Here is a 15,045-nt window from a genome sequence, read left to right as displayed (position 1 = left end):
TCATAATCCTGATTTCAACAACCCTTTTTATCTGAAATGGACAATACTTTTTTAACCGTTGCCGAGAATATCAAAACCCGCCGTACCGTAAAACCAGCCATGATGAATGGTCATAAGGCACCAAACGGTCATATAGCCGCCCTGCTGGAGCTTGCCGATTGGGCACCAACCCATGGTTTTACCGAACCCTGGCGCTTTATTGTTTATGAAAATCCCGATCAGTTTTGTGCCGAACATGCCGAAGTTTATAAACAGAGTGTATCTGCCGAAGAATTTAATGAGGCTGCATACAATAACCTGAAAACCCTCGGCAGCAAAGTTTCGCATGTAATCATTACGGTAATGCAGCGCGGCGATTTGCCTAAAATACCGCCATTCGAGGAAGTTGCAGCTGTGTCGAGCGCTATTCAGAATATCCTTTTAGGTGCAACCGCCTTAAATATGGCCTCCTTCTGGAGTACCGGCGGTGCTATCCTGAAGCCCGCTTTTAAAGAATTTTTGAATTTGCGGGATGAAGATAATGTAATGGGCGTATTATATCTTGGTTATGCCGACCTGTATCCCGAAGGTAAACGTACTATTCCGCTTGAAAATAAAATTAAATGGGTTAAGTAAAATTAACCATAACCTTTCCTTTTTTTGCTCCGTATAACAGTCTAAAATATTGCTTATCTTTAAACTTATTTTCATTTAAGTAAAAAAAATATTGGTTTACTAATTTGGATTTTAGGTTTTAAAGTATATTTTTGTGTTTACCTGTTAATACCAGGTTAACAAACCGTCCAAAACCTGTTACTATACCCTAATTATTTTAAATTAAATTAAACTCAGGAAAGCGTATGAGGAAACATTTTTTGTGGGTCACTATGTCGATTTTTTTCCTTTCAGCAACAATTTTAAGCTGGAAATCGGATGGTGCAAACAGATCAGTGAGCGTAAGGAAAGAAAATGCAACGTTTACAACTAAAGAACTATTTGAGCAATACGTTAATAATTTATATGAGGCAGCGCGCCTTAAAGAGGCCGGTTTAGCTTTTAATGTGTTTGAAAAAGCTGTAACAGGCTATACCAATCTGAAGCTTTCGCACCAGGTACCTCAAAGCAGCGACGTGCTCACGGTGGTTGATTTTAGCAAATCAAGCCGTGAAAAGCGTATGTGGATTATAAATTTGTTGAACAAACAGTTGGTGCTCAATACATGGGTTGCACATGGATCAGGCAGCGGGCAGGAAATGGCAAGTCATTTTTCGGATGCGAACGATTCACATGAAAGCAGTCTCGGCTTTTATGTAACCGATAAAGTGTATAATGGTAAACATGGTCGCTCGTTATACCTTGACGGTATGGACGAAGGGTTTAACGGCAATGCCCGTATGCGCAGCATTGTTGTACATGGCGCTAATTATGTTGGACCGGCTGCTATTAATGAGCAGGGATATATCGGCAGAAGCTTTGGCTGCCCCGCGGTATCGCCAAAAGTGGTTAATAAAGTTATCAATACTATTGCCGGCAAAACCGTTTTATTTATTAATGGAAACGATGAGTCGTACTATTCAAAATACCTGGATGAAACGGGGCCGCTTAACTTAATGGCAAGCGCTGATACGTCATTCAATTTTACAAAGTTTTAAATCCAACCCAACTATAAACCAAATCATGAAGCCCGGCTTACTCAAAAGTTTGCCGGGCTCTTTTTTTATTTGGCCAAAAAGCTTTGCAGGTGTGAATAAAGCACTATATCTAAGCCATAAACATCCGGGCGGTATTGGATGATGCCATTGTCATCTGCCCAGCAGGTTACATACGTGATGTAAATAGGCGTTTTCTTTGGCAAGCCTATATTGGTTGGGTTCGGTTTATCTTCAACCATATCTTTCGAAATGGTGTCGAGGGCGGCGCCTTCTCCAAACAGGTTTTGTGCCAGGCCAAGCGGATCACCTAATCGTACACAGCCGTGACTTACTGCACGCATAGTATGCCTGAATGCTTCTTTATTAGGTGTATCGTGAAGGTAAACACTGCTGCGGTTTTTAAACAGAAACTTTATTTTACCCAGCGAGTTGTCTTCTCCGGGGCGTTGTTTAAACTCGTATTCCAGATTGTCGGGCGTAACCTGCGACCAGTCGATAGTTTCCGGATCTTCAATCTTTTTACCGTCCTTAAAAACATCTATGTTTTTATTGGAGAGGTAGTAACGGTCGTCGGCAGCCTCAACAATGATCTCTTTTGTTGCAATACTGCGGGGAATATTCCAAATAGGATTTACCTCAACGCTATGGATCAGGCTGTTCAGTATCGGCGTTTCCCGGGGAAAAGGTTTATCGGCCCTCGCTGTATCATCAAAATGTTCAAGCGTGTTTTGGTTTTTCATGTTTCGTCCCTGGCCTACACAAACTTTCATATTTAAAACCGATTTGCCATCTTCGATAACGTCGAGCCTGAAATCGGGGATATTTACAATCACATATTTGGGTTCGAAAGGTTTATTTCTCCAACGCAGCCGCTCCAGGCTCACCAATAAGTAGCGTTTGCTCTCCTCGCGGGAAAGGCCTTCTATAGTTGCACTGTCCCTGTATGCTTTTTGTAACGCTAAATATTGAGGGCTTTTGGGTTGGATACTGTCAAGGAATGCTTTAAAATCTGCCCGGTTTAAAGTGGCAAGCATCGTTGTGCTATCAGGTCGACGGGTGGCCATAAAATATCTTGAGTAGATCTTTTTAGGATTGATCACCCCGTACTGCAGCGCATTGGAGTATTTTATCAAAGCGCCCGCTGTTAACACCTCAAGCTTGGCAACAGTTTCATAGGCTTCATCAATTGTTTTTATAGCCTTTTTGTCTTTGAGTTTGGCTACAAGTGCTTTGATCTCTGCCGATGGATACACAGTTGGATCGAGGCCGTGTTCATTGATCTTATCAAGATACTCTGGTAAAGCTTCGAGATCGCCATTGTTTAAATGGTTTATAACTAAAAGTGGCTGGTATTCATTCTTTTTGAAAAATGATTCGATAACCAGCGGATTGGCAGTCTTAGACCGGTATTTTGTGAATACTCTTTTAAAAACGGGGATGTATCCTTCAGTATCGGCCTTTTTGAAAATTTCATTTTGTGTGATCCTGAACATATCTTCAGCAATCATTTCATGCTTTTTCTTGCAGCTTTGTAATACAGCAGGCAAAACCAAACACGTGGAAAGTATAATCGGGATAAAGTGTTTCCTAAAGGGAATAGGTATCATATAGACGAAAGATAGTTAAATATTGCTTATGAATAGCAATAGCCATACCATAAACGGCCGTACTTTTTATTTATTTTTGAACAAAGCCCGTTATCGCCTTTAAGCCGAATAGCCTGTTTAATTAAAATGAAAAAACTACTCCCGCTTACTTTAATCATATCATTGCCTTTCATGGCATTAGCACAAAGTTTTAAACCAGTAAATAAAGAAGCATCGCCTGAGGTAAATAAATTGCTTGCTTTCCTTTATAGTATAAAAGGCAAACATATTTTGTCGGGGCAACAAAATTATAACAGTGACCGTGACGTTTTTTCAGACAGTGCTAAAGCCATTACAGGACATTATCCCGCTGTGTGGGGTTCGGATTTTATGCTTTGGGGCGATAAGGACCTGGGGCAGGATTTGGTTAATGAAGCAAAACAAAAATGGCAGGATGGTTACCTCGTAACACTCATGTGGCACCAGGGCCGGCCGATTGATAATCCTCCCTACGATTGGAAACAAAGTATCCAGGGAAAGTTGACTGATGCGCAATGGAAAGAACTGACAACCCCTAATACAGATTTAAATAAGAAATGGCTTGCCCAGATTGATGTGGTAGCCGGTTACCTGAAACAGCTAAGAGATGCCCATGTGCCTGTTTTATGGCGGCCTTACCATGAAATGAACGGCGTATGGTTTTGGTGGGGAAACAAAAAAGGTAATGACGGCATCATTAAACTTTGGAAAATGATGTATGATCATTATACCAATTATCATCATTTAAATAACCTGATTTGGGTATGGGGGCCTAACGGTTTGCGCGACCTGCCATTAGATGAAGCGTATGACTATAAAGACTTTTATCCCGGTGCTGATTATGTGGATATTTTAGGTGCTGATATCTATCATTTCGATTATGAACAACGGGATTATAGCGATTTGCTTAAGGTTGCCAATGGCAAGATCATTGCGCTGACGGAAACCGGCGAACTGCCAAAACCCGAAATTCTGGCAGCCCAACCCGAATGGGCCTGGTTTATGGTATGGACAAGCTGGCTGTGGACTGATAATACACATGAACGGGTAAGAACCATATATGGCTTACCCCAAACGTTGAATCACGAACAGGTGAAAACAATGCTAAATAAAAACTAATGTCTACTCAAAAACTACCTGAAGTTTGGCTCCGCGGCCCGCTGGATGATGTGCCGGCCTTGCTTCAACCTGTTGCACACGCGCTTTTACAGGCAAGGGAAGAACTTAATGAATTGATGGCCGATTTTCCGGAAAAGCTGCTGTGGGAAAAGCTTGCCGGCGTGGCATCGCCGGCTTTTCATTTGCAACACCTCACCGGGGTACTCAATCGGCTTTTTACCTATGCAAAAGGTGAAGGGCTTAGTGCGGCACAACTAAATTATCTTGCAGCCGAAGGTGAACCTGGTGAATATGAAATTACCGTTGTTGATTTAATAAAAGCGTTTAATACCGAGGTTGATAACGCTATCGATAAACTCAAAGCTACCGACGAGACCATATTAACCGAATGGCGAGGAGTAGGCCGGGGGCAATTACCATCAACAGTTATCGGCTTGTATACGCATTCTGCCGAACATACCATGCGCCATCTTGGGCAGCTTTTGGTTACTGTAAAGGTGCTTAAGCAACAATAGCGGCCGCATCCTTAAGATTTTGTGAGCGATAGGTTACCCGGGCGTTTGGATGTTTATTTTCGGGATCGTATAGAAAAGTATCGATACCCAAATCGCTTGCTGCTTTTATTTCAGATTCGGGATCGTCACCAATAACGAGTACATCTTCGGGTTTGTAATCATATTTCTCCAAGATCAACGCGAAAATATCTTTCTTGGTAAGGGGCGAAAGTTCAGGGTCAACAATGTGGATGGCTTCAAAATCTGCTTCAATGTTCAGCATTTTAACTTTGCTCCATTGCAGTTTGGTAAAGCCCGTGGTAACCAAAAACTTGGTGATCTTAGTTTCGCGGATATGCTTATAATCATCAAAAGGCTGCATCGGCCGGTTGTACTCAATATTATTTAATAGTTCGAGCCCTTTGTTTTTAATGAGATCGCTGAATTGGTATTTGTCTGCCACCTTCTGATAGGGAACCTTCTTTAAATCCTCCTTTGCTTTATTGATATGCTCGATACCCTCGCCGGTAATATGCTGATCAAGAAAGTTGAACAGTTCATTAAACAAATGATCGGCAATGGAACTTACAGGGTATATGGTATTATCAAGATCCAATATGATGGCTTTTTTCATGATAGCAAATTAAGGTAAAACAGGCACACGTTTAGTGGTATGTATTGAACGTTTCATGATCAAATAGCCGCAGGCCACAATCAGGCAGACACCGCCAAGTAGCCACCACAAAAGCTCAAACCCTCCGTAGGCGATAACCTGGCTGCCCAAAAATGGAGCAATGATTTGTGCGCCGGCCCATGACATGCTGTATAATGCAGCATACTCACCTCGGTTGCGTACATTTGAACGGCTTATCCAAAACGTGTTCATAAATGGCATGGAAAGCATTTCACCCAAAGTTATCATGCAGACAATTAATATGGCTACCAAAGGCACATGCGGCATCAGATTAAGCAAAACAAAACCAGCCCCGGTAACCAGGATACCCGAGATAATATAAGTTAGCGCATGGCGTTTGCCTTCAAGCCAGTTAATCAATATCATTTCAATCAAAACGATAAGTATCCCGTTTAGCGCCAGCAGGAAACCGATAAAACGCTCGTTAAAATGCCATTGTATTTTATAAAATACAGGCTGCATAATAAAGAACTGGAAAAAGCAAGTTGCGAACAGGGTTGCCAATAAGATAAACAGCAGGTAAACACCATCTTTATAAGCCGATGAAACCACTTCATCAAAACCGGCCACTGCTTCTTTGATTGTTTTTGCCACTTTTGAACGGGGCATCAAAGTGAGCAATAGTATACCTGCTGCGATATTGGTACAACCATCTACCCAAAAAAGTAAATGATAATTTATAGACGCCAATAATCCCCCTAAACCGCCGCCAAAGGCCCAGCCTAAGTTTGTAGCTAACCGGTTAAGCGAGTAGGAGCGCGTTTTGTTTTCTCCAGTACTGTAGTGCGCTATAGCAGTTGAGTTTGCGGGTCGGAATGATTCATTGCAAATGCTCAAAACCAATGTAAAAATAGCCATGCTGATGAAACTTGTTTGATAGCCCAGTACCAGGAATAGCAAACCGCCCGTAAGCAATGCGCCAACCTGCAAATCATAAAACCCTATCTTATTAATCAGCTTACCGCCAATAAAACCGCCGGACACTGCGCCCACACCAAAAATGGCCATGATGTATCCTGATTGCTCAATGGTAAAATGCAGCTGCCTGATGGTATAAATGGTCATGAAAGGTACAACCATGGTACCGCTACGGTTAATGAGCATTACGATGCTCAGGTACCAGCTGTTTTTTGAAAGTCCGCTATAGGCTTGTTTGTATAATTGGATAATTGAGATAAGCATGACTTTATAAAGGTAGGTTATTGAGCGGAAAGCTTAAAGCAGAAAGCCCAAAGCAAAGAAAATATGATAAATAATAAGCCGAAAACTCAAAGCTTTTCAGTAGAACGCTTTAAGCTTTCGGCCTTTTGCTTTGAGCTAAAAAAATGCTTTCAGCTTAACTTAGCGTTTCTGTTCCTGAGCCAATGATCAGCCAATACGAGAGCAGCCATGGCTTCAACAATAGGTACGGCGCGCGGAACCACACAAGGATCGTGACGGCCTTTGCCCGATATTTCAGCAGCATTGCCCTGGCTGTCGATGGTTGCCTGGTTTTTCATGATGGTGGCTACGGGTTTAAAGGCTATCTTAAATTCGATAGGCATACCATTGCTGATGCCTCCCTGGATCCCGCCCGAGAAATTGGTAATGGTTTGTATATCACCCAGGTGCGATTTTACAAAGATATCGTTATGCTCAGACCCACGCATTTCGCTGCCTTCAAAGCCCGAGCCAAACTCAAAGCCATGAACAGCGTTGATGCTTAGCATCGCTTTGCCTAAATCGGCATGCAGTTTATCAAACACAGGGTCGCCAAGGCCAACCGGGCAGTTTTTTACATAGCAGCTGATCTTGCCGCCAACGGTATCGCCATCCTTACGTACGCTGTCAATAAATTCGATCATCTCTTCCGCAGTGGCCGGGTCGGCGCAGCGTACAATATTTTTTTCGCGCTCCTCAATAAACTCAAGCGGATCGTTAATAAATACATTTGGTGCATTGATTTTACCTACGCTGCTCACATGGGCAACAATTTCAATGCCCTGTGTTTTAAGCAACAGTTTGGCCAAAGCGCCTGCAGCAACGCGGGCTGCGGTTTCGCGGGCAGATGAGCGGCCGCCGCCGCGATGGTCACGGATACCATATTTAGTTTGATAAGTATAATCGGCATGCGACGGACGATATACATCCACGTTGTGGCTGTAATCTTTTGAACGCTGGTCTTCATTGGGGATCAGCATAGCAATAGGGGTGCCCGTAGTTTTATCTTCAAATACACCCGAAAGGATTTTTACCGTGTCGCTTTCTTTACGTTGGGTAGTGATCTTTGACTGGCCAGGCTTACGTTTATCCAGTTCGCCCTGGATATAATCAAGATCAACTTGTAAGCCGGCCGGGCATCCGTCAATAATTACGCCTATGGCTTCGCCATGTGATTCGCCAAAAGTGGTTATCCTGAATAATTGCCCGAATGAATTGCCTGCCATAGTTTTAGATATGAGATGTTAGATAGGAGACAGGAGAAAATCCTATCTGAATATCTTTAATTGGTTGTTTTATAACTGTAATTGTAAAATCGAGACTTACGAAGTTTTCAAAACTTCGTAAGTCTTAACCTCGCCTGGGATTACTTCGTACCCCGTAGTGACGCATTTTTTGTATGTTTTTTGCTTTAGGCTTTTTGCCTTCAGCTTTAAGCTTCCTTCTCTACCACTTCAAACCCTTGCTTTTCCAGGTCATTCCAGAAAGCGGGATATGATTTATCAACCACCGGACCGTTCTCAAATTCCATTTGCGGAAGAATGAGGGCCAGCGGCGTGAAGGCCATTGCCATTCTGTGGTCATGATAAGTATTGATGAAGATACTATCAGGGATAAATTTGTCGCTGCAATCAAGCGTGTAAACTTCATCTTTTTCAATCAGCTTAACACCCATTTTGCCAAGCTCTGTTTGCAGGGCCAGGATGCGGTCGGTTTCTTTGATCTTTAAAGTTTCAAGGCCGGTAAAAGATGCTTCATGATTAAGCGCGGCGCAAACAACAATTACTGTTTGTGCCAGATCGGGGCATTCTTTCAGGTCAAATTCGCGGCGGGAGATAGGTTTGTTCTCTTTCTTCAAATGAACGCCACCATCCCTGAACTGCGAAGTAATACCAAAGTTAGCCATGATCTCGGTGATCACACTATCACCCTGCAAACTGTAAGGGGTAAGTCCTGTTAAAAACAGTTCAGCCTCATCTGCAAGAGCAGCAATAGCGTACCAGTAGGAAGCAGCGCTCCAGTCCGGTTCAACGTACAGTGATGTCGTTGTAAATTCCTGGTTTGCAATTGTGATAACATTATCTTTCCATGCGTGCTTGATGCCAGAAGTTTCAAGCATAGTCAAAGTCATTTCAACATACGGGCGCGACGTTAATTCGCCTTCTATATGCAAGTCCAAGCCTAAAGGCAACTGAGCTGCTATGAGTAGCAATGCTGTAATATATTGGCTACTGATATTCCCCTTTATACTGATCTTATTGGTTTGCTGCTTAAAACCTCCTTTTAATTTGACAGGAGGATAGCCATCATTCTCTTCATAATCAATATTGGCACCCAAGGTCCTCAATGCATCAACTAAGATACCTATTGGCCGTTCCTTCATGCGTTTACTACCAGTTAAGATCACTTCATCTTCCTGTATGGCGTAGTAAGCCGTCAAAAAGCGCATAGCCGTACCCGCCGGACCGATGTCTACGATTTCGGATCTGCAATTTTCAATTTCGTAATTATCGGGAGAAGCGTTTCCTGCCGGAACCTCCTGGCTCTTAGTTCTTGAGTCCTGGTTCTCCCTTAAAATACCTGCCAGTAAAACAGCGTCAGCGGCGTCAGATACGTTTTCAACCCTTACTTTACCTTTGCTTAACGCTTCGATGATCAGGGCGCGGTTACACTCACTTTTTGAACCGGTGAGGTTAACCGTGCCGTTAATGAACTTGTTGTTTCTTTTCAGAATGATGTTATGCATCATTTAAAATATTAGGCGTGTGTAAGTTTTTCTGCTGCCTGGCCCTGAGCGGCGTCGGCGTTCATTACTTCTGTTTGCCTGCGAATAGATTCGTTGTGAACCAGTTCAAGCAATTTTTCAGTAAACTCGGCGCTTAATTTTAATGCTTTACCGTAAGTTGTACGTTTTTGAAGGATTTCATCCCAACGGCCAACTTGTAAAATGGTAATGTTATTATCTTTTTTGTACTGACCGATTTTCTCAGCAATCTGCATACGCTCAGCAATTTTCTGGATCACCAGGTCATCAATCTTGTCGATTTGGTTACGTAGCTCGGCCAGCTTATCATTTACTTCAGAATTTCTAACTTCCGCTTTACGCAAAGTTAAGTGGTCAATGATATCGGCAAGAGCAGCAGGGGTAACCTGTTGTTTAGCATCTGTCCAGGCTACGCTTGGATCGATATGTGATTCGATCATTAAGCCTTGCATATCAAGATCCAAAGCTTTTTGTGAAACATAACCGATCAGATCGCGGTTACCCGAAATATGGCTTGGGTCATTAATAAGAGGTAACTCAGGAGCCAGGGTTTTTAAGGCGATAGCAACATCCCACATTGGTTCGTTACGGAAAGCTGATTTTTCGTAAGATGAGAAACCACGGTGAATTGCAGCTAATTTGGTAATACCTGCGTTGTTGATCCGCTCTAAAGCGCCAACCCATAATGAAAGATCAGGGTTTACCGGGTTTTTAACCATTACAGGCACATCAACACCTTTTAAAGCATCAGCAATTTCCTGAACGGTGAAAGGGTTAGCGGTTGAACGTGCGCCTACCCAAAGGATATCAACACCCGCTTTTAAAGCTTCTTCAACGTGTTTTGCAGTAGCAACCTCAACAGCTGTTGGTAAGCCTGTTTCTTCTTTGGCACGTTTTAACCACTCCAAACCAATGCTGCCAATACCTTCAAACTCACCCGGACGGGTACGTGGTTTCCAAATACCTGCACGCAAAGCTGAGATTTTACCTGTTTGGGCTAATAAATGAGCTGTGGCTACTAATTGTTCTTCTGTTTCAGCGCTGCAAGGGCCTGAAATAACCAGAGGTTCCTTACCTGTTTTAATCCAGGTGTTAAGCGGCTGTATGTTTAAATTTAGTTTCATCGTTTTTTTGTTTGTCCGGTGGTAGCCGGGAATGTTAGTTGATAATTTAAATTATGTTAGTTTTTTGGGTTCTGTTGCCAATTGTCTTTATTATGCATTACGCCTGATATTGATATACTTGCGGATACTCCGTTCGGCCCGGCGAGGTTTTGGGCTCACCGCATGCTCATCATCGTGCCTTTCGTACTCGCCAAGGATATTGAAGTTATGGGTATACTTAAGGATCTGCCTTATGGAAGCGTCATATTGTTTTTGTTCCTCCCATTCTATATCTACATAAAAATTGTATTCGTTGCGCTTGCCTAAAATCGGCATCGACTGAATTTTGCTCATATTTACGCCTTCTTCGGCGAAAATATTAAGCACTTTAGCTAATGCACCAACTTTGTTACTTACCTGGAAGCACAAAGAAGCCTTGTTAGCCGGTTTCTTTTCAATATTATCATGATGGGTTAGGATCAAAAAACGGGTAAAGTTTCTTTTGTTCGATTCGATGCGACGTTCCAAAACATCCAGGCCGTAAAGCTTAGCGGCTAAAGAGTTTGCAATAGCAACCGTATCTGTTAGCTGCTCATCCCTGATGCGTTTAGCACAGGCCGCGGTATCACTGCTCTCCACAATTTTAAGGTGCGGATATTCGTCAAAAAAATCAACACACTGGCGTAAGGCAATAGGGTGGGAGGTTACGTATTTAATATCCTCGAATTTTACTCCCGGTAAAGCCATCAGGTGCAGCTGGATGGGCAGGTAAATTTCACCAACTACTGGGAAGCCATAATCAAGCAGCAAGGTATAATTTGGCAGGATGCTGCCGGCGATGCTGTTTTCGATAGCCATTACCACATAATCGGCCTCACGGTTCTTTAAACTCTCAAATGTTTGTTTGAAAGAGTTGCATTCAATGGTCTCGGTGTTTTCGCCGAAGTATTTCAATGCAGCTTCTTCGTGAAAAGAGGCCCGGATACCCTGAATTGCGACTTTTGGTTGTTCTATTTTCATAAACCTGCTTAAAGCAAAAAGTCCCGGCTGGTAGGCCGGGACTTTTTAGTTTCTTTATATGTTTGTTTTGTACATATTAGTCCCGGCTCTCACTGGTAAAGTAAAAGTAGTAGCCAAAGAAGTATGCACCTGTTAATTTCATTTGCTGTTTTTTATTACGACGTAAATGTACGGTAAAAAAAGAGTTTGTCAATAGAAAATTTTATTTTTTGTAAAAAATAATAGATCAACCAAATTAAATTCTGTGTTAGGCGCTTTGGGAGCGTTTGAAGAGAGAATTTTGGGGATAGATTATCTTTATTCCCAAATTTTCCGGAAACTTCTGAATAAGATCCATATCATGGATTAACATTTTAGGTTGTATAAATTCTCCGTTTTTGAACCTGATTTGTACGTTACCCATATTCCGGTCGCTCGTCGCTGTTCTATGAGCAAGTTCTGCTACATCGGCTTTATTGTACTCCTTAATGTGTTTTTCGTCAATCCCGTAATAGAATATGTGGTTGCCACGTGATATTCGCAAATACTGATTACGGCCTTTTATGGCTACAGAGGATATACTGCCAATAAATATCCCCAGTCCAAGAATTATTAAAAGAAGCACTATCGGATACGAACCGCCGCCAATATGAAGTACGCTTGCACAAAATACTGAAATGGCAAATAATAGATATATTGAGAAAAAAGCTGCAAGAACAAATATTCTCGCCGGGTTAACTCTATAGATAAAGTCACTGGTTATGAAATGTGGTTGATTCCCGATATTAAAGAAGTGTTTTTCAAATGAACTCAGATTGAGTGTCTGCTCAAAAAAGTCTTTTACCAGATCGCAAGCCTTATCAATGGTGGAGGCATGATATTCATATAGATGATCGCCGTTATCAAGATAATAAACGCAGAATTTACTATTAAAGTAAAGGCCAAGCTTGAGGTAGTTCAGGTTATTATCTTGAATAACTACCGATGGCCCGGTTAACTGGATATCAGTTAATGCCCGCTCTGCGTCCCACGGGAAATCTTTAATGACTTGGATAGTCTCATCAACATTACGAAGTTGCTCGTCAGAATATTCGCTTTTTTCGTAAGTGTTGTGCTGGAGTTTGGATATTAATTGTAACATGGTTTAGCGCGACACAAAAGTGTCACGCCAAATATAATATTGTTATGCGGCAGTTTCGTGTTTTCTATGAGCCTCTTCCATTGCCTTATATTCACGTTGCAGCACACGCGCAGTTTGTGTACTGCCGTCATGGCTCCAGCCCGGTGGATTTAGGAAATAGCCGATTTTTGATTTAAGATCGGGGGCATTTTTTACATCATGCAGCAGGGCTTTCCATTCATGGAACAAAACGTTTACCGGTCCCATATCTTCCGGTTGTTTGGTCAGGCCATATTTAACAGGCTCGGGCAAATCTTCATCACGGAAAGTGCCGAATAGCCTATCCCAGATGATAAGCACCATTCCCATATTTTTGTCAAGATAAGGGATGTTTGAAGCATGGTGAACGCGGTGATGCGCGGGCGTTACAAAAATCCACCCATACCATTTTGGCAAGGGAATTTTGTACTGCGTATGCACCAGATTGCCATAAAGCTGGGTAATAAGGTATGCGTACAGGATATCTAAAGCGGTAAAGCCCATTAAAGCAAGCGGGAGGTAAAAGAATACCCGGTAAAGCGGTTCAAATACTGTTGACCGAAAGCCCGTGGTGAAGTTAAAATGCTCGGACGAATGATGGGTAACATGCATTGCCCAAAACATACGGCAGTAATGCCCCGTATAATGCAGTACCCAGTATAAAAAGTCCTGTACAACAACCAACACAAACCAGTACCAAAAAACATTCTGAATTTGAAAAAGCCTGTAATGCTGGTAGGTATAATCAAGTATAAAAAAGGTAAATACCTTAACGCAGAGATTAGTAATAACGGCCAGCGAAGTAAGATAAATATTGGTTAACGTATCGCGGGTTTGATAGTACTTGCGATCTTCCCAATAGCTTAGAGCCATTTCAACAAGCGTTAAAACAACCAATAAGCCCATTAAAACAAGGGCCGCCTGATTTCGCGGATCTAAATGCTGAAGCATGTTACAAGTTAATGTAATATCTTAAACTTTCACAAAGTTCGTGGGCGGTGCACACATTATCAATACTAAACTCACCTATATGTGTTAACAGGGTGCAATTAATTTCGTCTCCAATGTTCTTTTTGTCCTTTTTCATATTCAACAGCAGTTCGTCAAAACTGTCTTCGTTGATGGTATACCTCGGATAAAGATCGGTCAATACCTTTACAATTTCATGAAGTTCTTCTGAAGGCAACCCTGTTTTTTTGTGGGCGAGGTATGATTCGCAGATCATGCCGATAGCTACTGCTTCACCGTGCGAAAGGCTGTCTTCGTCATGTAATAAAGAGTATGTTTCAACCGCGTGCCCGATAGTATGCCCAAAGTTTAACGCCTTGCGGATACCTTTCTCATGCGGGTCCTCAATGGTGATTTCATTCTTGATTTCTACTGAGCGGTGAACAAGTTCAACCGACGGGTTTTTCAGGTCGCTATTTTTAAGTTGATTCCAATAACTGGCATCAACAATTAAACCATGTTTCAGCATTTCGGCCAAACCCGAAAGGATCTGGCGAGGCGGAAGGCTTTGTAAAAACTCGTGCGCTATAAACACAGCTTTAGGCATAGTAAATGTCCCGATAATATTTTTTATGCCGTCAACATCGATACCTGTTTTGCCGCCCACAGAGGCATCAACCTGTGAAAGGAGGGTAGTTGGCACCTGTACAAAATCTATCCCTCTTTTATAGGTAGAAGCGGCAAAGCCACCCATGTCTGTAATAACACCGCCACCTAAGTTAATCATGAGGCTTTTACGATCGGCACCAAAGTCAATCAGCATTTTCCAAACGCCCACACAAAAATCAATGTTTTTGCTTTCCTCTCCCGACGAAATCTCGATTAGGTCGTAATTATTAAAATCTTTAAGTTTGCTGGTAAGTAAGGGCAGGCAGTGTTCGCCTGTATTTTCGTCGGTTAAAATAAAGAATTTTGAATAGTTGCCTTTTTTAACAAAATCAACTAATTTATCAAGGCTATTATCAAAATAAACCGAGTAATTATCGCTTAAAATAGTGTTCATTATTATATGACTATAATTTTATTTCCATCGAACTCAACCGTGTCACCTCTTTTTACTTTGAGGCGTTTTCTGTAGTCAACTACACCATTGTACTTCACGAGGCCTTCAGTTACAACTATTTGCGCCTCGCCGCCGGTTTGCACTAAGTTCGCAGCCTTGAGTAGCTGGATCATGGGGATAAAGTCCCCTTCTAACTTAAATTCGATCATGGGATGGCAAAAATAAACTATTCATGCAATTATGAGT

Annotated in this window: 15 protein-coding genes; 4 read left to right on the top strand and 11 right to left on the bottom strand. The window is 42.1% G+C overall.

The window, feature by feature from the left end; genetic code table 11:
* The first annotated feature begins 36 nt into the window (after positions 1-36).
* Positions 37-615 carry a nitroreductase family protein gene (locus IEX80_RS04580; protein ID WP_090525842.1) on the top strand — a complete coding sequence of 193 codons (579 nt, stop codon included), beginning with the start codon at positions 37-39 and terminating at the stop codon, positions 613-615.
* Between the two features lie 224 nt (positions 616-839).
* The gene (locus IEX80_RS04575; RefSeq protein WP_090525841.1) at positions 840-1,631 is read left to right on the top strand and encodes a murein L,D-transpeptidase catalytic domain family protein; all 792 of its coding nucleotides are present in this window, start codon (positions 840-842) and stop codon (positions 1,629-1,631) included.
* Positions 1,632-1,696: 65 nt separating this feature from the next.
* On the opposite strand, the gene IEX80_RS04570 is transcribed toward IEX80_RS04575, so the two are convergent.
* Positions 1,697-3,139: a L,D-transpeptidase scaffold domain-containing protein gene (locus IEX80_RS04570; RefSeq protein ID WP_229701510.1), complete on the bottom strand. Its 1,443-nt coding sequence runs from the start codon at positions 3,137-3,139 to the stop codon at positions 1,697-1,699.
* A gap of 225 nt (positions 3,140-3,364) precedes the next feature.
* On the opposite strand from IEX80_RS04570, the gene IEX80_RS04565 reads away from it, so the two are divergent.
* Complete coding sequence (locus tag IEX80_RS04565; protein WP_090525839.1) at positions 3,365-4,375, top strand: glycosyl hydrolase; 1,011 nt, start codon at positions 3,365-3,367, stop codon at positions 4,373-4,375.
* On the top strand, positions 4,375-4,890 hold the full coding sequence (locus IEX80_RS04560; protein WP_090525838.1) for a DinB family protein: 516 nt from the start codon (positions 4,375-4,377) through the stop codon (positions 4,888-4,890). The genes IEX80_RS04565 and IEX80_RS04560 overlap by 1 nt, the downstream gene beginning before the upstream one ends.
* On the opposite strand, the gene IEX80_RS04555 is transcribed toward IEX80_RS04560, so the two are convergent.
* The 10 genes from IEX80_RS04555 to IEX80_RS04510 form a co-directional block, all read right to left on the bottom strand.
* A complete protein-coding gene (locus tag IEX80_RS04555; RefSeq protein WP_176629045.1) occupies positions 4,877-5,503 on the bottom strand; it encodes an HAD family hydrolase in 627 nt (208 codons plus the stop codon). The genes IEX80_RS04560 and IEX80_RS04555 overlap by 14 nt on opposite strands.
* A gap of 9 nt (positions 5,504-5,512) precedes the next feature.
* The gene (locus IEX80_RS04550; protein ID WP_176629044.1) at positions 5,513-6,745 is read right to left on the bottom strand and encodes an MFS transporter; all 1,233 of its coding nucleotides are present in this window, start codon (positions 6,743-6,745) and stop codon (positions 5,513-5,515) included.
* 149 nt (positions 6,746-6,894) lie between these two features.
* The gene (gene aroC / locus IEX80_RS04545) at positions 6,895-7,989 is read right to left on the bottom strand and encodes a chorismate synthase (protein ID WP_176629043.1); all 1,095 of its coding nucleotides are present in this window, start codon (positions 7,987-7,989) and stop codon (positions 6,895-6,897) included.
* Positions 7,990-8,195: 206 nt separating this feature from the next.
* A complete protein-coding gene (gene aroA / locus IEX80_RS04540) occupies positions 8,196-9,512 on the bottom strand; it encodes a 3-phosphoshikimate 1-carboxyvinyltransferase (RefSeq protein ID WP_188832068.1) in 1,317 nt (438 codons plus the stop codon).
* A gap of 8 nt (positions 9,513-9,520) precedes the next feature.
* Positions 9,521-10,651, bottom strand: a complete 1,131-nt coding sequence (locus IEX80_RS04535) for a chorismate mutase (protein WP_090525833.1) — start codon at positions 10,649-10,651, stop codon at positions 9,521-9,523.
* A 90-nt stretch (positions 10,652-10,741) separates the two neighbouring features.
* Positions 10,742-11,650 (bottom strand): prephenate dehydratase, encoded by a 909-nt coding sequence (locus tag IEX80_RS04530; RefSeq protein ID WP_188832067.1) that lies wholly within the window; start codon positions 11,648-11,650, stop codon positions 10,742-10,744.
* Between the two features lie 247 nt (positions 11,651-11,897).
* Positions 11,898-12,770 carry a PH domain-containing protein gene (locus tag IEX80_RS04525; RefSeq protein WP_188832066.1) on the bottom strand — a complete coding sequence of 291 codons (873 nt, stop codon included), beginning with the start codon at positions 12,768-12,770 and terminating at the stop codon, positions 11,898-11,900.
* A 42-nt stretch (positions 12,771-12,812) separates the two neighbouring features.
* Positions 12,813-13,739 carry a sterol desaturase family protein gene (locus IEX80_RS04520; RefSeq protein WP_188832065.1) on the bottom strand — a complete coding sequence of 309 codons (927 nt, stop codon included), beginning with the start codon at positions 13,737-13,739 and terminating at the stop codon, positions 12,813-12,815.
* Position 13,740: 1 nt separating this feature from the next.
* Positions 13,741-14,799 (bottom strand): 3-dehydroquinate synthase, encoded by a 1,059-nt coding sequence (gene aroB / locus IEX80_RS04515; RefSeq protein ID WP_188832064.1) that lies wholly within the window; start codon positions 14,797-14,799, stop codon positions 13,741-13,743.
* A gap of 2 nt (positions 14,800-14,801) precedes the next feature.
* Positions 14,802-15,008 (bottom strand): RNA-binding S4 domain-containing protein, encoded by a 207-nt coding sequence (locus IEX80_RS04510; protein ID WP_090525828.1) that lies wholly within the window; start codon positions 15,006-15,008, stop codon positions 14,802-14,804.
* Positions 15,009-15,045: the final 37 nt, after the last annotated feature.

The sequence above is a fragment of the Mucilaginibacter rubeus genome (assembly GCF_014643835.1).
GTDB lineage: Bacteria > Bacteroidota > Bacteroidia > Sphingobacteriales > Sphingobacteriaceae > Mucilaginibacter > Mucilaginibacter rubeus.
The sequence above is the reverse complement of the archived record's forward strand: the minus strand, read 5'-3'. Positions and strand labels throughout refer to the sequence as shown.